The 23,232-nt window shown below is 61.0% G+C and carries 22 protein-coding genes; 9 read left to right on the top strand and 13 right to left on the bottom strand.

The annotated features are described in order from the left end of the window. Nucleotides 1–35 precede the first annotated feature (35 nt). The 4 genes from ASF70_RS15655 (at nucleotide 36) to ASF70_RS15640 (ending at nucleotide 2,981) form a co-directional block, all read left to right on the top strand. Nucleotides 36–620 carry a thermonuclease family protein gene (locus tag ASF70_RS15655; RefSeq protein ID WP_082471929.1) on the top strand — a complete coding sequence of 195 codons (585 nt, stop codon included), beginning with the start codon at nucleotides 36–38 and terminating at the stop codon, nucleotides 618–620. Further along, on the top strand, nucleotides 614–1,267 hold the full coding sequence (locus ASF70_RS15650; protein WP_244474049.1) for a uracil-DNA glycosylase family protein: 654 nt from the start codon (nucleotides 614–616) through the stop codon (nucleotides 1,265–1,267). Before ASF70_RS15655 ends, ASF70_RS15650 begins: the two co-directional genes overlap by 7 nt. Before the next feature lie 50 nt (nucleotides 1,268–1,317). Next, nucleotides 1,318–1,809, top strand: coding sequence for an Lrp/AsnC family transcriptional regulator (locus tag ASF70_RS15645; RefSeq protein ID WP_062456489.1), 492 nt, complete (start codon nucleotides 1,318–1,320; stop codon nucleotides 1,807–1,809). 116 nt (nucleotides 1,810–1,925) lie between these two features. Then, nucleotides 1,926–2,981, top strand: a complete 1,056-nt coding sequence (locus ASF70_RS15640) for an alpha/beta hydrolase (RefSeq protein WP_062580923.1) — start codon at nucleotides 1,926–1,928, stop codon at nucleotides 2,979–2,981. Nucleotides 2,982–2,994: 13 nt separating this feature from the next. Here the strand turns inward: ASF70_RS15640 and ASF70_RS15635 are convergent, their stop codons facing one another. From ASF70_RS15635 to ASF70_RS15595, 9 genes are all read right to left on the bottom strand, one after another. Then, entirely contained in the window at nucleotides 2,995–4,182 is a 1,188-nt protein-coding gene (locus tag ASF70_RS15635) for a GAF domain-containing sensor histidine kinase (protein ID WP_062580921.1), read from the bottom strand. A gap of 210 nt (nucleotides 4,183–4,392) precedes the next feature. Beyond that, a complete protein-coding gene (locus tag ASF70_RS15630; RefSeq protein ID WP_062580919.1) occupies nucleotides 4,393–5,265 on the bottom strand; it encodes an NAD(P)-dependent oxidoreductase in 873 nt (290 codons plus the stop codon). Nucleotides 5,266–5,441: 176 nt separating this feature from the next. After that, on the bottom strand, nucleotides 5,442–5,852 hold the full coding sequence (locus tag ASF70_RS15625; protein ID WP_062456502.1) for a CopD family protein: 411 nt from the start codon (nucleotides 5,850–5,852) through the stop codon (nucleotides 5,442–5,444). A gap of 3 nt (nucleotides 5,853–5,855) precedes the next feature. Next, on the bottom strand, nucleotides 5,856–6,419 hold the full coding sequence (locus ASF70_RS15620; protein ID WP_062580917.1) for a DinB family protein: 564 nt from the start codon (nucleotides 6,417–6,419) through the stop codon (nucleotides 5,856–5,858). Between the two features lie 122 nt (nucleotides 6,420–6,541). Continuing rightward, nucleotides 6,542–8,017, bottom strand: coding sequence for a hypothetical protein (locus ASF70_RS15615; RefSeq protein ID WP_062580915.1), 1,476 nt, complete (start codon nucleotides 8,015–8,017; stop codon nucleotides 6,542–6,544). 146 nt (nucleotides 8,018–8,163) lie between these two features. Beyond that, nucleotides 8,164–8,979 carry a class I SAM-dependent methyltransferase gene (locus ASF70_RS15610; RefSeq protein WP_092660781.1) on the bottom strand — a complete coding sequence of 272 codons (816 nt, stop codon included), beginning with the start codon at nucleotides 8,977–8,979 and terminating at the stop codon, nucleotides 8,164–8,166. Between the two features lie 55 nt (nucleotides 8,980–9,034). Then, complete coding sequence (locus ASF70_RS15605) at nucleotides 9,035–9,865, bottom strand: ABC transporter permease (RefSeq protein ID WP_062456514.1); 831 nt, start codon at nucleotides 9,863–9,865, stop codon at nucleotides 9,035–9,037. After that, nucleotides 9,862–10,644, bottom strand: coding sequence for an ABC transporter permease (locus tag ASF70_RS15600; protein WP_062580910.1), 783 nt, complete (start codon nucleotides 10,642–10,644; stop codon nucleotides 9,862–9,864). The genes ASF70_RS15605 and ASF70_RS15600 overlap by 4 nt, the downstream gene beginning before the upstream one ends. A 122-nt stretch (nucleotides 10,645–10,766) precedes the next feature. Continuing rightward, nucleotides 10,767–11,546, bottom strand: coding sequence for an ABC transporter substrate-binding protein (locus ASF70_RS15595; protein WP_062580908.1), 780 nt, complete (start codon nucleotides 11,544–11,546; stop codon nucleotides 10,767–10,769). A gap of 321 nt (nucleotides 11,547–11,867) precedes the next feature. Between ASF70_RS15595 and ASF70_RS15590 the strand changes: the two genes are divergently transcribed. Beyond that, complete coding sequence (locus ASF70_RS15590) at nucleotides 11,868–14,192, top strand: OmpA family protein (RefSeq protein ID WP_062580907.1); 2,325 nt, start codon at nucleotides 11,868–11,870, stop codon at nucleotides 14,190–14,192. Between the two features lie 49 nt (nucleotides 14,193–14,241). Here the strand turns inward: ASF70_RS15590 and mobB are convergent, their stop codons facing one another. Genes mobB through ASF70_RS15575 form a run of 3 tightly spaced genes read right to left on the bottom strand, consistent with a single transcriptional unit; the run spans nucleotide 14,242 to nucleotide 16,312 of the window. Next, nucleotides 14,242–14,760, bottom strand: a complete 519-nt coding sequence (gene mobB, locus ASF70_RS15585) for a molybdopterin-guanine dinucleotide biosynthesis protein B (RefSeq protein WP_062580905.1) — start codon at nucleotides 14,758–14,760, stop codon at nucleotides 14,242–14,244. After that, a complete protein-coding gene (gene mobA / locus ASF70_RS15580) occupies nucleotides 14,757–15,383 on the bottom strand; it encodes a molybdenum cofactor guanylyltransferase MobA (protein ID WP_062580902.1) in 627 nt (208 codons plus the stop codon). The genes mobB and mobA overlap by 4 nt, the downstream gene beginning before the upstream one ends. After that, complete coding sequence (locus ASF70_RS15575; RefSeq protein WP_062580900.1) at nucleotides 15,380–16,312, bottom strand: DMT family transporter; 933 nt, start codon at nucleotides 16,310–16,312, stop codon at nucleotides 15,380–15,382. Before ASF70_RS15575 ends, mobA begins: the two co-directional genes overlap by 4 nt. 228 nt (nucleotides 16,313–16,540) lie before the next feature. Here ASF70_RS15575 and ASF70_RS15570 point away from each other — a divergent pair, with 228 nt between their 5' ends. Continuing rightward, on the top strand, nucleotides 16,541–19,102 hold the full coding sequence (locus ASF70_RS15570; RefSeq protein WP_062580898.1) for a methyl-accepting chemotaxis protein: 2,562 nt from the start codon (nucleotides 16,541–16,543) through the stop codon (nucleotides 19,100–19,102). Between the two features lie 77 nt (nucleotides 19,103–19,179). Here ASF70_RS15570 and moaA read toward each other — a convergent pair whose 3' ends face one another. Further along, the gene (gene moaA, locus ASF70_RS15565; RefSeq protein ID WP_113110841.1) at nucleotides 19,180–20,166 is read right to left on the bottom strand and encodes a GTP 3',8-cyclase MoaA; all 987 of its coding nucleotides are present in this window, start codon (nucleotides 20,164–20,166) and stop codon (nucleotides 19,180–19,182) included. 210 nt (nucleotides 20,167–20,376) lie between these two features. On the opposite strand from moaA, the gene ASF70_RS15560 reads away from it, so the two are divergent. From ASF70_RS15560 to ASF70_RS15550, 3 genes are read left to right on the top strand one after another with little or no spacing between them, the layout of a single operon-like run. After that, the gene (locus ASF70_RS15560) at nucleotides 20,377–20,763 is read left to right on the top strand and encodes a DUF971 domain-containing protein (RefSeq protein ID WP_062580895.1); all 387 of its coding nucleotides are present in this window, start codon (nucleotides 20,377–20,379) and stop codon (nucleotides 20,761–20,763) included. A 31-nt stretch (nucleotides 20,764–20,794) separates the two neighbouring features. Next, nucleotides 20,795–22,618: a monovalent cation:proton antiporter-2 (CPA2) family protein gene (locus tag ASF70_RS15555; RefSeq protein WP_062580893.1), complete on the top strand. Its 1,824-nt coding sequence runs from the start codon at nucleotides 20,795–20,797 to the stop codon at nucleotides 22,616–22,618. Continuing rightward, nucleotides 22,615–23,223 carry a pyridoxamine 5'-phosphate oxidase family protein gene (locus tag ASF70_RS15550; protein ID WP_062580891.1) on the top strand — a complete coding sequence of 203 codons (609 nt, stop codon included), beginning with the start codon at nucleotides 22,615–22,617 and terminating at the stop codon, nucleotides 23,221–23,223. The genes ASF70_RS15555 and ASF70_RS15550 overlap by 4 nt, the downstream gene beginning before the upstream one ends. Nucleotides 23,224–23,232: the final 9 nt, after the last annotated feature.

Raw genomic sequence — 23,232 nt, 5'->3', positions numbered from 1 at the left:
TCCGTGAAGCTTCCGTTTTGTTGTAAGGCTCAAATGTGACCCGTATCGTTAAAATAGGCCGCGACGCCGTGTTCCTGGCGGCGTTCATCTTCCTGGGCTCGCTGATTATCGCCAAGCTCGATATCGGCCAGGGAAGCGCGATCAACGGTCCGTTTTTTGCGATTGATGGCGACACGCTGGCCGCCGGTGCTGAGCGGCTTCGGCTTGTCGATATCGATGCGCCGGAGGCTGGCCAGACCTGTGGAGATGGCAAGGGCGCAGAGTGGGCCTGCGGCGATGCGGCTCGCGAAGCCTTGTCGAAGCTTGCGGCCAGTTCCATGACCGAGTGCCGCGGCGACGCGCGCGATCGCTACCGGCGCGTTCTGGTCTCCTGCCGCCGCGGCGACCTCGACATTAACGGCGAGATGGTGCGCCAGGGAATGGCTGTGGCATCCGGTGGTTACGGACGCGAGGAGGCGGCCGCGAAGGGTGCAGGCGAGGGGATCTGGGCCGGACCGTTCGAGAGGCCGAAAGCGTACCGGGCGGCGAAGGGGGCGATGGATGACGACGAGGGCACAACGGCGATTGTCGATCGCGTAGGCGAGCTGTTCGACCGGCTGAAGGCTGCGGTTTCGTGGTGAATGGCGATCCGGCTGGCATCGCGTCTCTCGCGGCCTCGATCGCGCAGTGTCGCATCTGTCTCGATCATCCGCTGAAGGGCGAAGCGGACCGGCTGCCGCACGAGCCGCGGCCGGTTGCGGTGCTGTCTGCCACCGCCCGGTTGCTGATCGCCGGGCAGGCGCCGGGCTTGAGGGTTCACGAGAGCGGTCTGCCGTTCAACGATGCCTCGGGCAACCGCCTGCGGGACTGGATGGACGTGACGCGCAAGGAGTTCTACGATGCGCGGCGCCTTGCGATCGTGCCGATGGGTTTCTGTTTTCCGGGCTATGGCGCGAAGGGCAGCGACCTGCCGCCGCGTAAGGAATGTGCGCCGGCCTGGCGCAGCCAGGTGATGGCGGCGATGCCGCAGATCGATACGATCCTCGTGATCGGGCAGTATGCGAGTGCGTGGCATCTCGGGGCGCAGCGCAAGCCGAGCATGACGGAAACAGTCAGAAACTGGGGGCAGTATTTCTTCGCCAATGAGGGCCCGCGCGTTCTTCCGCTTCCGCATCCGAGCTGGCGCAATAGCGGTTGGCTGCGGAAGAATCCGTGGTTCGAGGCAGAGGTTATTCCAGTGCTTCGGCATCATGTGGATAGCCTGGTGCGGGGAACAAATTTCGCTTAACTGTGCGATATTCGGGTATATAACGGAAAATCATTTCGAAAGGACGTTTGATGGACCGCCTGGACCGCAAGATTCTGCGCATACTGCAAGAAGACTCCACGCTCGCCGTTGCAGATCTCGCAAAGAAGGTCGGACTGTCGACGACTCCGTGCTGGCGGCGCATCCAGAAGATGGAAGAGGACGGCGTGATCCGCCGCCGCGTGGCGCTGCTCGATCCGGTCAAGGTCAATACAAAGGTCACGGTGTTTGTCTCCATCCGCACCGCAAGCCACTCTATCGAATGGCTGAAGCGGTTTTCCGAAGTGGTGGTGGATTTTCCCGAAGTGGTCGAATTCTACCGCATGAGCGGTGACGTCGATTATCTGCTGCGCGTGGTCGTCCCCGACATTGCTGCCTATGACGCGTTCTACAAGCGCCTCATCGCCAAGATCGAGATCCGTGACGTGTCGTCCGTGTTCGCGATGGAGCAGATCAAGTACACGACTGAACTGCCGCTCGACTATATGCTGCTCGACAATCAGAAGTCCGGCGACAGCGACTGATGGTCAAGGCGCTTCACAGGGCTGTTATTTCCGATTGCCCTCAATGAGGCCGGACCTACCTTGAGCGTGTGACCCGGTGCATGCCATGTGCCGGGCGCGAGCCTCAAGGAGACCTGATGCCCACGCTATTCCTACGTTCTATCGTTGTCGTTGCTGCTGCCTTAGCCCTGCCGGGCCTCGGTGCGGCGCAAGGCGTGTCCTCGGAGCACCCGACCTATGGTCCGAGGCTGGAAGGCTTCGAGTATCCGTTCAAGACTGAAGTCTTCAGCGTGGCGGGGCAGAGGCCGGATGCCGCGGCCGCAGGCGACAGCCAGCCGCTGGAAATGGTCTTCATGGATATCGCCCCTGAGACGCCGAACGGGCGCACCGTGGTGCTTCTGCACGGCAAGAATTTCTGTGCGGCAACCTGGGAGGCGACGATCGGTCGGCTGACCGGCGCCGGTTACAGGGTGATCGCACCCGACCAGATCGGTTTCTGCAAGTCGAGCAAGCCGGCCGCGTATCAATTCAGCTTCCAGCAACTGGCGCAAAACACCAAGGCGCTGCTCGACGCGCGCGGTATCGACAAGGCGACGGTGGTTGGTCATTCGATGGGCGGCATGCTGGCGACGCGGTTTGCGCTGATGTATACGGACTTTACCGAGCAGCTGGTTCTGGTGAACCCGATCGGTCTCGAAGACTGGAAGGCGAAGGGCGTGCCCTACCAGTCGATCTCGACGGCCTTCGAAGGTGAGCAGAAGACCAGCTTCGAGAGCATCAAGGCCTACCAGCAGAAGTTCTATTATTCCGGCCAGTGGAAGCCGGACTATGACAAGTGGGTGGAGATGAGCGCCGGCATGTCTGCGGGCGAGGGAGGAGATCAGGTGGCCTGGAACCAGGCGCTGACCTCCGACATGGTCTTTACCCAGCCTGTTGTCCACGAGTTCGGGCAGGTGAAAACGCCGACCCTGCTTCTCATCGGCACGACGGACAAGACGGCTCCGGGCGCTAACCGCGCCAGCAAGGCGATCGCCGCATCGCTCGGCGATTATACCAAGCTCGGCAAGCAGGCGGCGGAATCGATCCCCGGTGGGAAGCTGGTGGAGTTCGAAGACCTCGGCCATTCGCCGCAGATTCAGGATCCGGACCGGTTCCACAAGGCGCTGCTCGACGGGCTGAATGATCGCTCGTGATACTGGTTCCTGATCAGCTTTCCGGCACGATTGCCGGCATGCGGAAGGTGAACACCGTCTGGGTATCATCAGAGGTGACATCGATATGGCCACCATGGGCCTTGGCGATCTGCGACGCGATGTAGAGGCCAAGGCCTAGACCCTGATCATGGGTGCCCGCATCGCTGCGGCTGAAGGGCTGAAACAGTTTTTCGATTGCCTTGCCGGTGATCGCGGTTCCGGCATTGGCGATTTCCAGTTTCAGTTCGTCCCCTTCGACCGTTCCCAGAATGCGGATCGGATGTTCTGTAGAGCCGTGGGTGATCGCGTTGCCCAGAAGGTTGGAGAACATCTGCGCAAGGCGGTCATGGTCGACATCGAACAGGCCCGGCAGCTCTATCGCGACGTCAATCTGCCGCTCTGGATGGGCAGAGCAGATTTCCGAGACGACCTGCATCAGTGTGGGGCCAAGCGGACGATCTGCTTCCCTGCGTAGACCCAGACCACCACCAAGCCTTCCGCGGGCGAAATCCATGACGTTATCGATCAGGCCGGACATGCGCAGGGTACTGCCGCGCATCATGTTGAGAACCCTGGTGGACCGCTCGCTTTGCGCTTCGCGCTGCAGGATGTTGATGCCGCCATCGAGCGACGCAAGGGGATTTCGAAGATCGTGGCCGAGGACTGCGATGAACTGTTCCCGCAACCGAGCCGTCGCTTCCGCATCGAGCAGGCTTGCATTGGCCCGATCGAGCTTCTCGTCGGCTTCCAGATGGTAGGCAATCAGTTCGGCAAACAGCTTGAATGTTCCAATCACCTGCGGATTGTTAAGCGCTGCCGGCTTGGGATCTATGGCGCACAGGGTTCCGAAATAACGGCCATCCGGCAGGATGATAGGCATGGAAATGTAGCTCTTCAATCCGTAGAGCTTCGGGGTTTGATGCTGGAAGTAAACAGGGTCTTCGGCGACGTTGTCGATGACGATAACGTCGCGCGATTGCCGGACTTCGTGGCAGAGCGTCGTTTCGACCGGCAGTTCGCCTCCGGCCGGGAGGCCGAAATGGATGTTGTCGAGAACCTGGCAGGCAACCCACCGATCCTCCGTGACGCGAACCACTGCCGCATATCCCATCCCGGTCGCGCGACAGACAACATCAAGGATCGTTGGTACGGCACCGATACGCTGGACTGCGTCTATGTCGTCCTGAAAGTCATGCGCCATAAATATTCACCAATCCGGCTGACCTTGGTCCTCCAAAATACCCTCTACCCATGGGGCGTCTCAAGGACATCCACCACGCGTCAGGCTCACCGTCGTCGCATAATGCTGATGTAGCCGCGAGTCCGGGTTTGCACCAGTCTGCTCTAGCTAAGGATAGAGCAACGGCCAATGTCAACGGGCCGTCGCCACGACTACTGTCGTATCGATAAATTACTTCCGCTCCAACCGTGCCAGCAGCGACGACGTGTCCCAACGCTTGCCGCCCATCGCCTGCACTTCAGCATAGAACTGGTCGACCAGTGCCGTCATTGGCAGGTTTGCGCCGTTGCGACGGGCTTCGGTGAGGACGATATCGAGATCCTTGCGCATCCAGTCGACGGCAAAGCCGAAGTCGTATTTGCCCTGGTCCATCGTCTTGTGGCGGTTTTCCATCTGCCAGGATCCGGCAGCTCCCTTGGAGATGACGCCGACGACGGTCTCGATGTCGAGGCCTGCCTGCTTGCCGAAATGCACGGCTTCCGCCAGGCCTTGGACGACGCCGGCAATGCAGATCTGGTTCATCATCTTGGTCAGCTGGCCGCTGCCGACCGGACCCATCAGGCCGACCATGCGGGCATAGGCCTCGATCACAGGCTTTGCCGTGTCGAAGGTTTTCTGATCGCCGCCGCACATGACAGTCAACACGCCGCCTTCGGCACCCGCCTGGCCGCCGGAAACCGGTGCATCGATAAAGCCGATGCCTTTCTCGATGGCGGCTGTCTCCAGTTCACGGGCGACTTCGGCGCTGGCCGTCGTGTTGTCGATCAGGATCGCGCCGGATTTCATGCCAGAGAGAACGCCGTCCTGACCTGTGGTCACCTGGCGCAGATCGTCGTCGTTGCCGACGCAGATGAAGACAAAATCGGCATCTTTTGCGGCTTCGGCTGGCGTTGCACCGGTGGCTCCGCCGAACTTCTTTGCCCACTCGGCAGCTTTGGACGCGGTGCGGTTATAGACCGTGACGTCATGGCCGCCCTTTTCCTTCAGGTGGCCTGCCATGGGGAAACCCATAACGCCAAGACCGATGAATGCCACTTTCGCCATGCCGGAACTCCCTGAATTGCTGTGATGCGAGGATTAGAACAAAGCAAGGCCGACGGGAAGGGCAAAGCGCTCGCAAGCCTAACTAGCTGACCTGTCACGACGCTCCACCCGCCGGCTGCGGCGCGTTGGAGATTGGTTCGGTGATACCGTCGTGCAGAGCAGGGTCTCTCTTCTGATCAGAACGGCTTGATCACGGCGAGCGCCACGATCAGCACGAGACAGATCATGATGATGGGCATGCCGAGACGCACGAAGGCGTTCGGATCGCGTTTCGGATCGGCCGCCATCTTGCGCATGGCCGCCCCCTGCATGCCGTGCAGCGCGGAAAGCAGGATCACCAGCACGAACTTGGCGTGAAGCCAGCCACCCGAAAAGCCGACATAGCCGATCGCCAGCCAGAGGCCGAAGATCCACGCGCCGGCAAGGGCGGCGGTCGTGACGGTGCGGTCGTATTTGCGCAGCGACTGGATGACGCCGACCCGGATCGTCGGGGGCACCATGGAGATGACGAAGGCGTTCACCAGCATGCCGCCGATCAGCAGAAAGTCGGAGATGAGGTGCAGGGTCTTGAGAACGAAATACAGCATGGGTCAGTCACTCCAGATCATGGATTCGGTAAAGCCGAGTTCGGCGAAGTCTTTTGCGCGCAATGCCTGTTCCTGCGGGTCCGACGGAAAGAACTCGTCGAGCTGCGGTGGGGGAACAGGGGTGGAAGACAGCATCGCATGCACCTGGCCGCGATGATGGATCTGGTGCTGGAAGAGGTGCAGCAGAATTCGATCGGCACGCTCCACCTGGACATGGTTTTGGCGGGGAATGCGGACTTCACCGTCAAGCTCGGCCTCGCTCATGCGGCGACAGTGATCGATCAGGCGACGGTCGACGGCCCGTTGTTCCCGATCGAGATCGGCGATAGCGGGGAAGGGTATCTGCGGCTCGAAGGCCGAAGCGCCGGGACAGTGTCCTTCGAGCGCACCGACGTAAAGCCAGTCCACCGTGAGGATATGGTTGAGTGTGTGGATGATCGACGGGAAGAAGCTTTGCCGCGGCGCGCCAACGTCCTCAGCCGACAGCAGGGCACAGGCTTTGAGCAGCCGGTGATTGGCCCAGGCATTGTTATAGGCCTGAGTGAGAATATAGCGCTGCGGCCCCATCGCCACCTCCATTGCGAAGTTGGTTTAGCCGTTCGGCACGGAGATGAGAAGATGGAAGTTGATGTGGCTGCTCCGATGATGAACGGGGAGCTCAATGCCTGGACAGTATCCGATGCTGGATCTTACGTTTCCTGCTTTTTGTTCTGGGGATTGCGCTTGGAATCCCGGAAGTAGGAGGATCCTGGCTCGAGGCTGTCAGCAATGTCGTTCCACAACCGACGCAGGCGGCGGACGTGCAGATCGTCCGAAATCCATGTCATCAGATGTTCGGCGGCTTTCGTGATCAGTTTCGGCTCGCTGCTGACCCGCTCCCGCGCCCACTTGGCGTATTCGTCCACCGAGACCGGGCGGGCATTCGTACCGTCCATGATCATGAAGTTCATTTTCGCGATGTCAGCCAGCTTGCGCAGGTTGCTGGTCGGCGACATGAGGATGCTCATGTAGATGTCGTCGAATTCTTCCGGAGAATCGACGCTGTCGATGGCGCGTTCGAGGTCGAAGATCGTCCGGATGTTTAACTCCCGCAAAGCCAGGAACCGCTCGAGGCCGACGATATGACAGAGCTGCGCCTGGGCGACCCAGTCGATGCACTGATAGATCCCGAACGGCGTTTCGACGTGAAGGAGGATGGGATTGTAGGTGGCAAGGTTCTGGATGTCGTAGATGCCGCAGTCTTCAAGACGGAAGCGGATTTCGTAATCGATGCCGTTGATCACATCGAGCGACACGATCGGGGTGATGGACACGAAGCGGTCGTCGCTCACCTTGACCCAGGAGAAGATCTGCTGGAGCTTGACGAAGAGGAACTTGGTCGAGCTCTGCGGGAGCAGCCCGAGCATCGGCGCGAGTGCTATCCATGTGAGCGGCAAGGATTGGCCCGTGGTTTCGGCACCTGAGGTTGCCCCGCCAGTCAGAACACGTCCGATGCCGCCGAGCGGGTCCGGAAAGGCTGCAAACAGGATGGCCGCAAAGAGAACCGATGCCAGGCTTTCGATGGTGATCCTCAGAAATGTGGTCGACGAAAGATCGAACACAGCGAGGCGGGCAAGAAGGGTGCGTGCCGAGGAAATGTAGGCACCGATAAAGGCGAGCGACCCTATCACGGTAAGCTTCGAGGAGGTGTCACCGCCGACGAGACCGGGCACCGGGCACTGAACGGAGATTTGCAGCCCGCAGCAGATCGCGGAAATGAAAATGTGGAAGCCGATATAGCTGAGAAGGACAAACCCCAGCGACGACAGGAACAGACGATACGCGAATGTCACGCGGCCCTTTGCCGCGAGACTGATAAACTGCCGCAGCTTGTCCGCTTCCGGGAGTGCATCGAATTTGTCCTTCTCCGGAAAAACCAGATCGGCCGTGTATTTCGAGCGGACGAATTCGAAGGATGGATTGGTCCCGAGTCGCGATGCTACGGTGTTTGAGGCACTGCCTTTTTCACTGCTGAAGTTGACGTAGAAATCCTGGATCTGTCGCAGCCGGCGCAAGCGAACTTCGTTTCGAGCTGCGAAGATGAGGAGCGGGCCAAGCAGGGCGATGACGAGAGCTATCCAGTCAATGCTCGAAAACAAGCCGCCCAAAAACGAAAATTTTGACAAGGGGCTATCCAGCAGCCCAGTCCAAGACGTGGCATCCATAGCAATCCCCCCAATCAATCCGAATGCTATCATCGGTTGATTAGGTAAGATTTGCGCAACTTATACGTAATGTCAATATGACTCGACGAACCGTCCAGTTTAGGAGCTCAGCCCTTCAACTTCGCAATCACGAGATGGCCCGGGCTCGGGTTGCCGTCCTGCATCCGCACATTGATTTCGGTCATTTCCACGACCGTAAAGCCGGTCTCTTCAAGCCGCGAGCGGATGTAGGATTCCGAGTGGACGAAGCGCTGGTGGGGGCCGACCCGGTAGGGGGTGGTGTCGGATGCGGGGAGCGTTTCGGACGAGAAAGCGAACAGGCCACCCGGCACCATGTTTTCGGCAGCGCCGAAGAACAGGGGCTCAAGCGCGCCGAGATAGGGCAGGACATCGGTTGCGGTGACGAGGTCGAAGGGCTCGTCGTCGTTGTCATCAAGGAAATCCTCGACTTCCGCGACGTAAAGCGTCTCGTAGAGATCCTTCTCATGGGCGATCTCGACCATGTTTTCGGAGAGATCGATACCGGTGATGTCGTCCACCATGTCGCGCAGCGTACCGCCGGTCAGACCGGTGCCGCAGCCGAGATCGAGCATGCGCTTGAACGGGCCAAGGTTCAGTTCCTGCAGACGCTGGCGCAGGATGACGGGCACGGCGTAGCCGAGCTGTTCGACAAGAATGTCTTCGAAGCTTTCGGCATGCTGGTCGAACAGGGTTTCGACATAGGCGTCCGGCGCTCTCGGCGGCGTTTCGCCACGACCCATGGAGGCGATGCGCACGGCTGCGCCACCATGATCCTCGGGGTCGATTGCCAGCACGTCTTCGTAGGCTTTTACCGCCGCGTCAATATCGCCGGCCTTTTCCAGCGCCAATGCGCGGTTGTAGGCCTCGGCCAGAGCTTCCTCGTCGATCTTCGTCATCGCCATCATCCTTTTCGTTGCGAAGCGCTTTAAGGGGCGGAGCGCCGTTTGGCAATCTGGACTAGCGTTTCAGGTGACGGGTCAGGCGGGCTTCCATGAATGCCCAGAGGTGCCTCAGCGCTTCCACCATCGTCAGGTAGAAGATCGCCGCCCAGAGATAGGTCTGGTAGTCGAAGGTGCGCGAAAAGGCATAGCGCGTCTCGCCCATCAGATCGAAGACGGTAACGATCGCGACCACGGCGGAGCCTTTGATCATCAGGATCACTTCGTTGCCGTAAGGGCGAAGGGCGACGATCAGTGCCTGCGGCAGGATGACCTTGCGCAGCGTGATGCGCTTGGAAATGCCCAGCGCCGCGGCGCCTTCGTGCTGGCCGCGCGGCACGCTTTCGATGGCACCGCGCAGGATTTCCGCCTGGTAGGCGGCCGTGTTGATCGTCAGCGAAAACAGCCCGCAATACCAGGCTTCGCGGAAGAACCACCAGAGACCGACCGATTCCAGTTCCGCCCTGAAACTGCCGAGACCGTAATAGATCAGGAAGAGCTGTGCGAGCAGCGGCGTCGAGCGGAACAGATAGACGTAGGCGTAGGCGATCGTGTTGAGCACGCGGTTCTTCGACATGCGGGCGAACGCGATCGGCAACGACAGAAGCGCGCCGAGAACGATGGAGATGCCGACAATCGAGATCGTCGTCCACAGGCCGTTGAGGTAGCGCGGCCCATAGCGCTCAAACTTGGCCGTATCCCAGCCGTTGATGACCATCATCACCAACGCTGCTGCGAGCAGGCCCCAGAGTACAAGAACGACGATGCCCGCAACCTTGGCAGCGGTCAGCGGCCTCGCGACGACGGCGGGCGCAGGGCGTGGCGCTATCAGCTCTTTCACAAAGCTCATCGCGATACTCCCGAGCGTTTGGCCCAGCGTTCGATGAAGCCCAGTCCGAACGAGGAGATCATCGCAAGCACAAGATAGAGAAGGCAGGCAATGGTATAGAAGAAGAACGCCTCACGGCTGACGCGCGCGGCAATGCCTGTCTGGCGGATGATATCGGCAAGGCCGATGACCGAGACATAGGACGTATCCTTCAGCAAGATCAGCCAGAGATTGGTGAGGCCCGGCAGCGCGATGCGGATCAGCTGCGGCAGGACGATCAGGAACATCGTGCGCCAGCGCCGAAGGCCAAGCGCATCGCCGGCCTCATACTGGCCGCGCGGGATGGCGCGAAAGGCAGAGAGAAGCACTTCCGACGAGTAAGAGGAGAACACGACAGCGAGAGCTACCATCCCAGCCACGAAGGCGTTGATCTCGACGCGCCCGTCATAGCCTAAGGTCGACAGCACTGTCTGGAGAAGGATCTGGGCACCGTAATAGACGATGAACAGCGTCAGCAGCTCGGGAAGGCCGCGAAAGATCGTGGTGTAGATGCCGGCAGCCAGCCGCAGCAGCCGTTCTTCCGACTGCGCCGCGAGCGCGATCAGGAAGCCGATGATGAGGCCGACCGGCAGGGTCGCTAAGGCCAGCGTGATCGTGACCTTGACGCCAAAGGCGATCTCGTCGCCCCATCCGGCGTCGCCGCAGGCGATCAGGGAACCTTGGCCGAGCCAGGTAAAGATGCCGGCCGGGCCGCAAAACGGGTCGAGCGTATCGAAGAGGGCGGAGAGCCATCCGCTCATAGGGTCATTCCGGTTCGTTCCCCATGCGGCTTTTAAGATGCCGCTTCAGTCATAGGTGTCATTAAAAAGGAAAACGGCGGAAGGGCAAGCCTTCCGCCGTTCATATTCCGGCGTATAGACGATTACTTGTCGCCGTACACGTCGAAGTCGAAATACTTCTTGTTGATTTCGGCGTATTTGCCGTTGGCGCGGATCGCGGCGATCGCGGCGGTGAACCTGTCGGCCAGTGCCGTTTCGTCCTTGCGCACGGCAATGCCGGCGCCTTCGCCATTAATTTCAGCATCCACCGGGAGCGGTGCAAGGATCTTGCAGCAGTTGCCGGCTTCGGACTTCACCCATTCCGACAGGACGACGATGTCGTCCACAACGCCGTCGATGCGGCCGTTGGTGAGGTCGAGCTTGTACTCGTCAGACGTCGGGTAGAGCTTCAGTTCGGAATCAGGAAAATGCTTTTCGGTGTAGTTCGAGTGGGTGGTCGAACCCTGGGCACCGAGCGTCTTGCCCTTGAGCGAGGCCGCGGTCGCATCCTTCAGAGGCGAATCCTTCGGTACGGCGACTGCCGGCGGCGTGTTGTAATATTTCTTCGAGAACGCAACCTGCTGCATGCGCTCCGGCGTGATCGACATGGAGGCGATGATGGCATCGAACTTCTTCGACTGCAGCGCCGGGATGATGCCATCCCAGTCGTTGGTGACGAAGGTGCAGGTGACCTTCATCTCGTCACACAGCGCCTTGGCGATGTCGATGTCGAAACCGGTCAGATTGCCGTTGGATTCGAGAACGTTGAAGGGCGGGTAAGCGCCCTCGGTGCCGATCGTGAGCTTTTCCTGGGCAAGCGCGGATCCGGCGAAAAGCGATACAGCCGCGATGGATGCAGCTGCGAAAAGGCGGGACATGGTCATAATGATCCTCTCTGTTGGCAAGACCGGCGGCGTTGAATTCATACGCCATCCGGGTTGCGGGGCTTAAGGCCAGCTCGCCCCGTCTGACGTTTTATAGATACCGGCCAACGGGAAATTGCAACGGCATTTTCCTGCCTGATGACACCTCGCGGGAGGTGAACGCGGCATTCAGTTGTCATTCATGTGGTTGGGAACAGTCTTTGCGGAACCATATCGGTTGAATACCCGTTCAGCCGGCGCGTCAGCCCGAGGTCATTCTTTCGAACGATGCATAATACGGGATGCGCCAAGGGAAGAGACGCTTGAGAAGAGGAAGATTGCATGTCTAAAAAATTCAGACTGTTTGCCAGCGTGGCTGCGCCGGTGCTGTCGCTGCCGCTGATGCTGCAGCCGGTTGGTGCCATGCCGCTGAAGGCCGCCATCGAAGTCAACCAGGCTCCGGCCTCGGTACCAGGTTTCATCCAGGTTCAGCAGGAAGTCATCGCGCCTGAAGATGGTGGTGGCGAAAAGCCGCAGCGTCCGCGCCGCGAAAAGAGCGAAGCAGGCCAGGGCGAAGACAAGCCAGAGCGGCCGCTGCGTCGCCAGGCCGCGGAAGACGGTGGCGGTGCCAGCGAGCGCCCGCAGCGTCGCCAGCAGGCTGAAGACAACGGCGGCGCAAGCGAGCGTCCAGCACGCCGCGCGCAGGCTGAACAGGGCGAGCCCGAGCAGAAAAAGCCAGCGCGCCGCGATGCCGAGCGTCAGCAGGATGCTCCTGCAGCAGGCGAACGCCCGCGCCGTGAAGCGCAGGGAAGCGATGCCAAGGAGCGTCCGCCTGCAGCGGACCGTTCCAATGCCGAAGGCGAGCGCCCGAAGCCATCCCGTGACCGCGCCGATCCGTCCAAGGCCGATGCTGCCGACAGGGCAAAGCCGGACGATGCAAAGCCGGCCAAGCCTGAAAAGGCACAGGCTGATCGTGCAAAGCCAGACCAGGCCGATCCGGATCAGGCTCGTCCGCAGCGCGAAAAGGCAGGCGATGAACAGTCGCCTGAGCGTCCGCGCGCGCAGGGCGATCGTAACAAGGTAGATCCGAAGGCCGACCCCAAGGTTGATCCGAAGGCTGCGGAACGCAATGCTCGCGACACCGACGCTGAGAACGGGGCTACGCCACCGCGCGACGCCAAGGATCGCAACCAGCGCGACCAGACCCGTCCGGATACCGCAACGCAGCCAGACGTGGCTCGCCCAGACCGTAATCAGGCTGACCGTAACCCAGCCGATCGCGACCAGAACAACCGTCGTCCTGGTGATGCCGATCAGGCCAATCCGAACGAGCCCGGCCGTGATCGTCCCGATCGCAACCAGGCCGATCGCAATCAGCCGGAGACCGATCAGCCCGCAAACGGCCGTCCGCGGCCGCCACAGGTTGCCGATACGCCTGACAAGGTGGAGCGCGCCAAGGAACTGGCGAAGGATCCGAAGTCTGCGCAGCGCGGCGAACAGCCGACCCTGCCGGTCGAAAACGGTGCAGCGGTGCTCGACAGCGCCAAGGAAGATGCACGTCCGCGTCGTCCGGACCGCGATGGTGAGCGTCCGCGCCGCGACCGCGACCGCGATGCCCAGCAGGCCGATCGTGCACCGCCACGTTCCGACGCTGATTCCCAGTCCAACACTCGGGAGACAGCCGACCAGAGGCGCAATTTCCGCGAACTGTCCGAAGAGCGCGGCGAACGGCTCGACCGTCGTCCGCAGTTCGATCGCCCGCGTGGCTGGGATTATCGCGGTCAGGACGGCCAGGACGTCGGTCGTAACGATCGCGGCAGGGATCGTGGCCGCGTAATCATCTCTATCGACAACCAGTCGGTCGTGCGCCACGATGACAGCCGCCGCTTCTATGAAGAAGACGGTCGCCAGCCAGAATACGAGCGTCTGCGCGATGGTCGTGTCCGTGAAGTGATCGAGCGCGAAGACGGCACCCGGATCGTCACCGTGCGCAACCGTTACGGCGAGATCGTCCAGCGGTCGCGTATCGTGCGCGGCGGTGAGGAATACGTGCTCTACTATGCGCCGGAACTGTCGGAACAGAACCGTGGTGCAGATTATACTTGGCGCGATCCGGGTGACGATCTGCCGCCCATGCGTCTCGACGTTCCGCTCGACGACTACATTATCGACACGTCGTCGGAGCCTGACCGGAACTACTACGAGTTCCTCGAACAGCCGCCGGTCGAACAGGTCGAGCGCGTCTATTCGCTGGATGAGGTTCGCTACTCTGCCCGTATCCGCGACAAGGTTCGTCGTATCGACTTGGATACGGTCACCTTTGCAACAGGCAGTGCCGAAATTCCGATGAATCAGGCAAGCTCGCTGCGCAAGGTTGCGGATGCGATCAACCAGGTGCTGAAGAAGGACCCGGCTGAAACCTTCCTGATCGAAGGCCATACCGACGCCGTCGGCGCGGATGACGCCAACCTCGTCCTGTCCGACGAGCGTGCGGAAAGCGTTGCCCGCGTTCTGACCGACGCTTACGGCATCCCGCCGGAAAACCTGGCGACCCAGGGCTACGGCGAACGCTACCTGAAGGTTCGCACCGACGGACCGAACCAGGAAAACCGCCGCGTCACCATCCGCCGCATCACGGCGCTGGTAAAGCCGGTTGCGTCGAAATAGTACGGTTCACCAGAGTTGATCAGAGAGCGCCCGGTTTATCCGGGCGTTTTCATTTCTGCGGGAGAGAAACGACGTTCGCGATGAAGTCCGCGATGGCGACCGTGTCGTCGAGATCGAAGACGGGCAGGGACGTTCCCTCCAACGCATGATCGGCAGCGATGGCAACAATGTGCGGATCGGTCGGAGCCAGTGGCTCGCGGCTTTTCGATTCGAGCCTGCGGGCCTCGATCTTGGGCACAGGCTCGCGCTTGTAGCCCTCTATCAGCACCAGATCGCAGGGCGCGATACGATCGAGAACGTCCTGCAGACTGGGTTCCGGATCGCCGCGCAGCTCGTGCATGATGGCAAACCGGGTGCCGGAGACGATCGTCACTTCATGCGCGCCAGCCTGACGGTGCCGGAACGAGTCGGCGCCGACCTTGTCGATGTCGAAATCGTGGTGGGCGTGCTTGATCGTCGAGATCTTGTAGCCGCGGCGGGTGAACTCCGTCACCAGTCGCACGGCAAGACCAGTCTTGCCGGAGTTCTTCCAGCCTGCAATTCCAAAGACACGGGGCGGCACTGTCATCTCAGAGCCTCGGTGAAGCGCTTGGCCAAGGCCAGATCCTCCGGAGTGTTGATATTGAGAAAAGGATCGAGCATTTCGCCGCCGATGTCGAGAACTGGGAAATCCACATAGACCGTCGAATGGCGATCCAGAAATGCCCTGAGGCGACGGTTGTCGGGATCGACAAGCCAGTGTTCGAGATCGTCGGCGATCGACTTCGGCCAGAGCGCGAAAACGGGATGCGTGCGACCATCCGACGTAGCGACGGCAATGGTTTCAGGGCCAGCGTCGGCTTCGAGACGTGCCACCAGATCGAGCGGCAGGAACGGACTGTCGCAGGGGACCGTCACCAGATGGGACGCATCGGTGTCCTGCGCCTGAAGGTCGAAAAGACCGGCCAGGACGCCTTCGAGCGGGCCGGCCTGGCGCGGTCTCAAGTCGGGAACGAGACGTAGCCCGCGAATATTCTCTGGGGCTTCGGGCGCATTCAGAACGATCGATATCACCTGAGGCGCGAGCCGATCGACGACATGGCCGAGGATCGTCTTTCCGGCGAGCGGCAGATCAGCCTTGTTTTGCCCCATGCGGCTGGATCGGCCGCCGGCGAGAATGAGAGCCGGGAGATCGTTTGAGGCAGTTATCATCGGCCCGTTTCTCTCGTCTGCGTGGAGCCGGGCGGGGCGACGTCGGCGGCGGTCGCGACCTGCTGCTTCCTCTTCTTTTCGCGCGCGAACGTGTAGAGACCGGAGCCGATCACGATTGCCGCTCCCGCAAGCATGCTGCCGCTCGGCTCCTCGCCGAAGAACAGGATCCCGATCGCCAGAGCCCAGATCAGGCTCGTGTAGCGGAACGGCGTCACGAACGAGACCTCTCCCGTGCGCATCGCCATGATCACGGTCTGATAACCCGCAAAAACGAGGAGCGATGTCAGGACGAGAATGGAGAAGGTGCCGGCGCTCAACGGTTGCCAGCCGCCCATCGGCACGATCAGGATAATGCCGAGAAGCGTGTTGGCAAAGCTGGTGAAGAAGGTGATGCTGATGGTCGGAATTTCCGCGCTGATCCGCCTTGTCGTGAGGTCGCGGCAGGCGGTGAAGCAAAGTGCGATCAGCGGATAGATTGCGTCCCCCGAAAATCCTTCCGCGCCGGGGCGCAGGATCAAAAGAACGCCGACCAAGCCGACCCCGATCGCGCTCCAGCGCCGCCAGCCAACCGGTTCACGAAAAATGAGTGCTGCGCCGAGCGTGACGACCAGTGGCAGCGACTGCATGATGGAGGCAGCGGTGGCAAATTCGAGCCGGGCGAGCGCGGTGAAATACGCAAGGGTGGCGCCGAGTTCGCAAAATCCTCGCAAAAGGACGAGGGGATGGCTCAGCGTTTTCAGCGAAATCGACGCGCGAAGGTGGCGCGCGATGAAATAGACGAGGGTTGTGGTCATGACCCCGCGCACGGCAATGATCTGTGCAATGCTGAGCTCTGACGTAACGGATTTGACCAAAGCGTCGTTGAAGGTAAATGCCGCCATGGCGAACGCCATAACCAGGGCGCCGCGTGCGTTTTCGGACAGACTCATGATGTCTCCTCGGGACCGCGCCGTCTTAACGCAGCTTCAAACGGTCCGCCAGCAGCCACATGTCCCCGTTCTTGCGAAATCGCAACTCGGACGTCCTTGAGTTAACGCTTGTTCAACCGAATTTGCAGATTGTGTGCAGCAATGTTACCCGCATGACGTGGGGGCGCTTGCTGGATAACCCGCGAATGAACAGCGGAGCCGGGGGCTACTCAACAACCCGGGGGTTCCATGTCATTCGTCGATCGTCTGCTTCAAAGACGCAAAATTGTCACCAAGGTTCTTCTCTTCGTCGTGCCACTGGTGCTTCTGATTGCAGGCGTGGGAATGGCTGGCTTCTATACGGCCGAAACGCTGAACGGTCATATGACCGTGACGCGTGCCACGATCGAAAATATCGGCGATTTCGAAGATCTCCAGTCATCGCTTCAGGCATTCACCGAGGCTCCGTCGGATCAGACCGTCGCGACCCTGCGGTCCAGTATCGCGCGTCAGGCTGACGGCGTCGGCCGGTTGCAAGGGCTGTTGCAGACCGAGGGTGACCGTAACCGGATAGCCGTTGTCCGCGAGCTTGCGGCTAAGCTCTCAGCCGACACGGATGGGCTGTGGGCGATCGAACAGATGCGCAAGCGCAATGTCGAGGAGATCAATCAGATCCTCAAAGGCGTGCGCGATGCTTCCAACGGCGTCGACAAGCAGGTCGAGATCATTCAGAAACAGTTTGACGGCAAAGAGAAATTCGCCAAGCGGCAGCTGTTTGAAGCCTACGCGTATCGATCCGTCGCGCGTCGGCTGGAAAATCTGCGCAATGCCGTGCGGGCCTCCGAAACCGACGAAGCCACCGTCAAGGGCGCGGAGCTTTACGGCCACACGCTCAAAAAGGAATTCGCGATCGTCGCGCCGATGCTGTCGTCCAACGGCAAGGCGGCCATGGCGCCGATCGAGCAGTCAGCCGATCAGCTTCTGGCCGTCATCGCCAGCGACAAGCCGGTTGCCGACAAGGCCCAGGCTTTGCGCATTGCGACAAGTGCCTTCATGAGACCGCAGGGGGAACTTGCCGCCGAAGTGACGAAGAAATCCGGTGACGCAGCCGAGCGTTTCGTCGATCTCGAAGGCGAGGTGGAAGTGCTGAAAAGCGTTCTCGACCAGATCGACCAGTCGCTCCAGATTTCGAACGCGATGCAGCTGCATGCCGAGCGGTTCATGACGGTGCCGACCGATGAAGCACGTTCGCATATCATTGCCGACATCGTGGCGCTGAGGGCAACAAGCGCAAAAGTCTCCGAACTCAATTCACGCAATGCCGCCACCCGCGACTTTGGACCGACCCTTGCGACACTGCTGAGCGCGCTGGAGAAGAGCACGGCGACGACGATTGTCAACGCGGGTGAATGGACTGCGGCACGCACGAAGGCGACAGAAACGTTGACGGCAGGCATGGCCGGCCTCAAGAACTTCGTGGCGCAAGCGCAGGAGGTGGGCAAGGCGGACAGCGAGCGTTCGGCCACCGTTTCCGTGATCGCCATGGTGGCGGGCACGCTGCTTGCCATCGCCGGCGGCCTCATGCTGGTCGAGACGCTGCGCGGACCTTTGCGCCGCGTCACCGAGATCATGAAGCGTCTGGCCGATGGCGACCTCGATGTTAAGATCGAAGGCCGCGAGCGGGGCGACGAGATCGGCGACATGGTGCGCTCGGTCAGCGTGTTCCGCGATTCGGCGCTGGAGAATATCCGGCTGGAAAAAGAGGCGACGTCGGCACGGGAGCTTTCGAGCGCCGAATCGGACCGCCGCACAAGCGAACGTGCCCGGATTGCCGCCGAACAGCGTCAGGCGCTGACCGCTCTCTCGAGCGTTCTCGGCCAGCTTGCCGAAGGCGACCTGGAGCAGACCATGGATGAAAACCTGCCCGAGGATTTCATCGAGATGGCCCGCACATACAACCGCGCTGTCGAAGAGTTGCGCGGCACGCTTGCCGACGTCCGTTCCACGGCCGACGAGATCGAAGGCGGCACCGGCAATCTTGCGGCATCCGCCGACGACCTTGCCCGGCGCACCGAGCAGCAGGCGGCGGCACTCGAGCAGAGTTCGCGTGCGCTCCGCCATCTCGGCGACATCGTCCGCGCAACGGCGCAGAGCGCTCGCGAAACCTCGACATCCGTCAACGAGACTGAAGCTTTTGCGGTGCGTTCGGGCGAGGTCGTGGCACGCGCTGTCGGCGCCATGGGCGAGATCAGCCGGTCGTCGGAGAAGATTGCAACCATCATCGGCGTCATCGATGAGATCGCCTTCCAGACCAACCTGCTTGCGCTCAATGCCGGTGTCGAAGCCGCACGCGCAGGTGAGGCGGGTCGCGGTTTTGCCGTGGTCGCGCAGGAAGTCCGCGAACTGGCGCAACGCTGCGCAGGCGCTGCCCGGGAAATCAAGGGGCTGATCTCGGCAAGTTCCGCCCAGGTGACCAATGGCGTGCACCTGGTTGAAGAGACAGGTGGCGCGCTCTCGCAGATCATCGCCCATGTGACCGACGTGCGCAAACTGGTGACGCAGATCTCCGATGCTGCCGAGGAACAGTCGACGGGGATCAGCCAAGTCACCCGCGCGGTTCAGGAAGTGGAACACATCACCCAGCGGAACGCCGCGATGGTGGAAGAAAACAATGCCGAGATCCACGGCCTGCGCCAACGGGTCGGCGTTCTCTCCGAAAAGATCGAGCGGTTCAAGACCCGCGAACCGCATACACAGTTCGGCATGGGCAGTTATGACCGGCGCGATCAGCAGCGACGCGACGTCGCCTGAGGCGATCGCTGCAGTCCCAAAATGAAAAGAGCCGGCTCAAGCCGGCTCTTTTCACATCTGACTTTGCTTCGTTTACATCACCCGCCGGTGACGCTCATGTGCCGCGACACCGCCGGGCGGTTGTTGCGGTCGATAATGAAGTCGTGGCCTTTCGGCTTGCGCGAGATTGCCTCGTCGATCGCCGCCGAGAGAACGGCCGGATCGTCCGATGCGCGCAGCGCTGCCCGAAGATCGGCAGCGTCGTTCTGGCCGAGGCACATGTAGAGCGTGCCGGTGCAGGTCAGGCGGACGCGGTTGCAGCCTTCGCAGAAGTTATGCGTCATTGGCGTGATGAAGCCGACGCGGCCACCGGTTTCGGCGACCTCGACATAGCGGGCAGGGCCACCGGTCTTGTAGGGGATGTCGGTGAACGTGAACTGCTGCTCGAGATCGGCGCGCAGCTTCGACAGCGGCAGATAGCGGTCCGTGCGGTCTTCCTCGATCTCGCCCATCGGCATGGTCTCGATGACCGTCAGGTCCATTCCGCGGCCATGCGCAAAGCGCAGCATGTCGGCGATCTCGAATTCGTTGAAATCCTTGAGCGCGACCGCATTCAGCTTGATCTTCAAGCCCGCCTTTTGCGCCGCATCGATGCCTTCCATGACCTTGGAGAAGTCACCCCAGCGTGTGATGGTCTTGAACTTGTCGGGATCGAGCGTATCGAGCGAGACGTTGATGCGACGCACGCCGCAATCGTAGAGTTCCTGTGCATGGCGGGCGAGCTGGGAGCCGTTCGTCGTCAGCGTCAGCTCGTCGAGATTGCCCTCTTCGATGTGGCGACCGATCGAGCGGACCAGATACATGATGTTCTTGCGCACCAAAGGTTCGCCGCCGGTTAGCCGAAGCTTGCGGACGCCCTTTGCGACGAAGGCCGAACAGAGCCTGTCGAGCTCTTCCAGCGTCAGCAGGTCCTTTTTCGGCAGGAACGTCATGTTTTCCGCCATGCAATAGGTACAGCGAAAGTCGCAGCGATCCGTGACCGAGACACGCAGATAGGTCACCGCGCGACCAAACTTGTCGATCATCGGTGCGTTGGTCGCGGCAGGGCCGGCAGTCAGTGGCGGTATGACAAATGAATTCACGGGTAAATACTCCTGACGCCAGAACTTGGGTCCGATCCGGGGCAACGTCAAGGTTTGTACTCCTTAACGTGATGATGGACCGTTCACGGCGAACGGGCTTGCGAGGCATGAGCGAAGTCCATAATCGTGAGACATTCAAATTGGAAGAGAAACATGACTGACGTTCCCAACGACAGCTGGCCGACGGAATTGCGGGTTTCGCCGGACAAGAGAACACTGACCGTGCGCTTTGAAGACGGTGCGTCTTACGCCCTGTCCGCCGAGATGATGCGCGTGCTCTCGCCTTCCGCAGAGGTTCAGGGCCACAGCCCGGACCAGAAGGTGACGGTACCGGGAAAGCGTCTTGTGGGCATACGCAACGTCGTCGCGACCGGCAATTATGCGGTCCGCATCGCGTTCGACGACGGCCATGACAGCGGCATCTTTACCTGGCGCTATCTGCGCGAGCTCGGGACCGAGGGCGACGCGCTTTTCCAGGGTTACGAAAATGATCTGGTGGCGAAGGGACTGAGCCGCGATAGTGTCACGCAGACGCGCTAAAGCGATTTCGAAAACAAAGGGGATTGTCGGGGTGGCAGCGGAATCAAATGCGGGCGATCTGGTTCAGGTCGTCGCGCTTCTCGGGGCAGCGGTTATTGCGGCACCCCTCTTCAAGAAGATCGGTCTCGGATCCGTGCTCGGCTATCTCGCCGCCGGTTTGGCGATCGGGCCTTTTGGACTGAAGCTTGTCTCGGATCCGCAGGCGATCCTGCACATTGCCGAACTCGGCGTCGTCATGTTCCTGTTCGTCATCGGCCTGGAAATGCAGCCATCGCGGCTTTGGAGCATGCGAAAGGATATTTTCGGGCTTGGCGCACTCCAGGTGTGCGCCTGTATTGTTTTGCTGATGGCTGTCGGGATCGGCTTCGGTTATCCGGCGCCTGTCGCCTTCGTCGCCGGCACCGGCTTCGTCCTGACCTCGACGGCAATCGTCATGCAGATGCTTCAGGAGCGCAACCATCTGCACACGCCGAAGGGCCAACATATCGTTGCGATCCTGCTGTTTGAGGATCTCGCCATCGTGCCGCTGCTAGCTATCGTCGCCCTCCTGGCGGCGCAGGGCGAGGCCGTATCCTTGACCGAGCGGCTGCAATCGGTCGGCATCGGGTTTGCAGCGCTTGCCGCACTCGTTCTTGCCGGGCGATACCTGCTCAACCCGTTCTTCCGCCTGCTGGCCAATTCCGGCGCCCGGGAGGTGATGACCGCCGCGGCGCTGCTCGTCGTGCTCGGATCGGCGCTGCTGATGCAGTTTGCGGGACTGTCGATGGCGATGGGGGCGTTTCTCGCCGGCGTTCTTCTCTCCGAATCATCCTTCCGGCACCAGCTTGAGGCCGATATCGAACCGTTTCGCGGCATCCTGCTGGGTCTGTTCTTTCTCGGCGTCGGCATGGCGGTCGATCTGTCGGTGATTGCCGCCAACTGGCAGCATGTGCTTCTGGCCGTGATCGCCTACATGATCGTCAAGGGGCTGGTGATCTACGGGGTCGCAAGGCTGCTCGGCACGTCCCACGCCGAAGGTCTCGGCCGTGCCATCCTGATGGCGCAGGGCGGCGAATTCGCGTTCGTGCTCTACGCGGCGGCGGCCTCCGTCGGCATCTTGGATTCCGATACGAATGCCGTGCTGACGGCGACGATCGTTATCTCGATGGCGGTGACGCCGCTGGTCGTTGCGATCTACGTGCGCACCGCGCCGAAGCCGGAAGTGGATACGAGCGGTCTGGCCGAGCCAGAGAATATCGAAAATACGGTGCTGTTGATCGGCTTCGGGCGTTTTGGACAGATCGTCAGCCAGCCGGTTCTGGCGCGAGGCTATACGTTGTCGATCATCGACAGCAATGCGGAGTTTATCCGCGACATCGGCGATTTCGGCTTCAAGGTCTATTACGGCGACGGTGTCCGACCCGAGATCCTGCATGCAGCCGGTGCAGCGACGGCAAGGGCGATCCTGATCTGTGTGGACGACAAGGAAGCGGCGCTGAAGATCGCCGAGATCGTCAAGGAAGAGTTCCCGCTCGTTCCGGTTCTCGCTCGCGCCTATGACCGAGGCCATGCAATCGATCTGCTGAAGGCCGGTGTCGATTACCAGATCCGCGAGACCTACGATTCCGCACTGAATTTCGGCGGCGAGGTTCTGCGCACTCTGGGTGAGGCCGACGAGACGGCGCTGCAGATGGTCGAGGAGTTCCGCGAGGTCGATCGCGAACGGTTTGCGCTGGAACAGGTCGGCGGCATCTATGCAGGCCGTTCGCTGATCAAGGGCAATGCGCAACCGGCAGACATCATTGCCGCCAAGACGGCGCGCGAACGGGAAAAGCGGGCGGCGGCCCAGGAAGCGGCACAGGGGGCAGCAACATGACTGTTATCACGACGGTTGACGAACTGAAGGCGATCTATGGCGACAGCAGCGAGGCATCGATTGCCAAGGTGACCCGCGTTCTGACATCCGAATATCGGCAGATGATCGAGGCGTCACCGTTTGTGGCGCTGGCAACGGTTGGTCCCGAAGGGATCGATTGTTCGCCACGCGGCGATCTTGGCGGGGTGGTGCGGATCGAGGACGAGCGGACGCTGGCGCTTCCGGACTGGCGTGGCAACAACCGCATCGATTCGCTGATCAACATCGTTCGAGATCCGCGGGTCGCGCTGATGTTTCTTGTGCCCGGTTCGACCACGACGATGCGGATCAACGGTCGCGCTGTGATCTCGGTGGAGCCTGGCCTGCTTCAAAGCTTCGAGATGGACGGCAAGCACCCGCGCAGCGTGACGGTGATCACCATCGACGAGGTCTATTTCCAATGCGCGCGTGCGCTGATGCGGTCTGACCTGTGGAACCCGGCACACTTCGTGGACCCGAAGAGCCTGCCCACGCCCGGCACATTGCTGAAGGCGGCCAAGGCCGACTTCGACAAGGAAACCTATGACCGCGAATGGGCGGACCGTGCCGCCAAGACGATGTGGTGAAGGCAGGCG

Origin of the sequence: Rhizobium sp. Leaf321, assembly GCF_001423215.1 — a bacterium.
GTDB lineage: Bacteria > Pseudomonadota > Alphaproteobacteria > Rhizobiales > Rhizobiaceae > Neorhizobium > Neorhizobium soli.
Note: the sequence above shows the minus strand (reverse complement) of the source record. Positions and strands in the feature narration are given on the sequence as shown.

What these genes read in the sequence shown, in the direction of transcription:
- ASF70_RS15570 (WP_062580898.1), top strand. Translation starts at nt 16,541, where the DNA reads ATGTCATTCGTCGATCGTCTGCTTCAAAGACGCAAAATTGTCACCAAG.
- ASF70_RS15635 (WP_062580921.1), bottom strand. Translation starts at nt 4,182, where the DNA reads ATGGCGCATGACTTTCAGGACGACATAGACGCAGTCCAGCGTATCGGT.
- ASF70_RS15640 (WP_062580923.1), top strand. Translation starts at nt 1,926, where the DNA reads ATGCCCACGCTATTCCTACGTTCTATCGTTGTCGTTGCTGCTGCCTTA.
- ASF70_RS15605 (WP_062456514.1), bottom strand. Translation starts at nt 9,865, where the DNA reads ATGAGCTTTGTGAAAGAGCTGATAGCGCCACGCCCTGCGCCCGCCGTC.
- ASF70_RS15630 (WP_062580919.1), bottom strand. Translation starts at nt 5,265, where the DNA reads ATGGCGAAAGTGGCATTCATCGGTCTTGGCGTTATGGGTTTCCCCATG.
- moaA (WP_113110841.1), bottom strand. Translation starts at nt 20,166, where the DNA reads ATGATCGACAAGTTTGGTCGCGCGGTGACCTATCTGCGTGTCTCGGTC.
- ASF70_RS15575 (WP_062580900.1), bottom strand. Translation starts at nt 16,312, where the DNA reads ATGAGTCTGTCCGAAAACGCACGCGGCGCCCTGGTTATGGCGTTCGCC.
- ASF70_RS15625 (WP_062456502.1), bottom strand. Translation starts at nt 5,852, where the DNA reads ATGCTGTATTTCGTTCTCAAGACCCTGCACCTCATCTCCGACTTTCTG.
- mobA (WP_062580902.1), bottom strand. Translation starts at nt 15,383, where the DNA reads ATGATAACTGCCTCAAACGATCTCCCGGCTCTCATTCTCGCCGGCGGC.
- ASF70_RS15560 (WP_062580895.1), top strand. Translation starts at nt 20,377, where the DNA reads ATGACTGACGTTCCCAACGACAGCTGGCCGACGGAATTGCGGGTTTCG.
- ASF70_RS15590 (WP_062580907.1), top strand. Translation starts at nt 11,868, where the DNA reads ATGTCTAAAAAATTCAGACTGTTTGCCAGCGTGGCTGCGCCGGTGCTG.
- ASF70_RS15610 (WP_092660781.1), bottom strand. Translation starts at nt 8,979, where the DNA reads ATGGCGATGACGAAGATCGACGAGGAAGCTCTGGCCGAGGCCTACAAC.
- ASF70_RS15550 (WP_062580891.1), top strand. Translation starts at nt 22,615, where the DNA reads ATGACTGTTATCACGACGGTTGACGAACTGAAGGCGATCTATGGCGAC.
- ASF70_RS15620 (WP_062580917.1), bottom strand. Translation starts at nt 6,419, where the DNA reads ATGGGGCCGCAGCGCTATATTCTCACTCAGGCCTATAACAATGCCTGG.
- ASF70_RS15600 (WP_062580910.1), bottom strand. Translation starts at nt 10,644, where the DNA reads ATGAGCGGATGGCTCTCCGCCCTCTTCGATACGCTCGACCCGTTTTGC.
- mobB (WP_062580905.1), bottom strand. Translation starts at nt 14,760, where the DNA reads ATGACAGTGCCGCCCCGTGTCTTTGGAATTGCAGGCTGGAAGAACTCC.
- ASF70_RS15595 (WP_062580908.1), bottom strand. Translation starts at nt 11,546, where the DNA reads ATGACCATGTCCCGCCTTTTCGCAGCTGCATCCATCGCGGCTGTATCG.
- ASF70_RS15645 (WP_062456489.1), top strand. Translation starts at nt 1,318, where the DNA reads ATGGACCGCCTGGACCGCAAGATTCTGCGCATACTGCAAGAAGACTCC.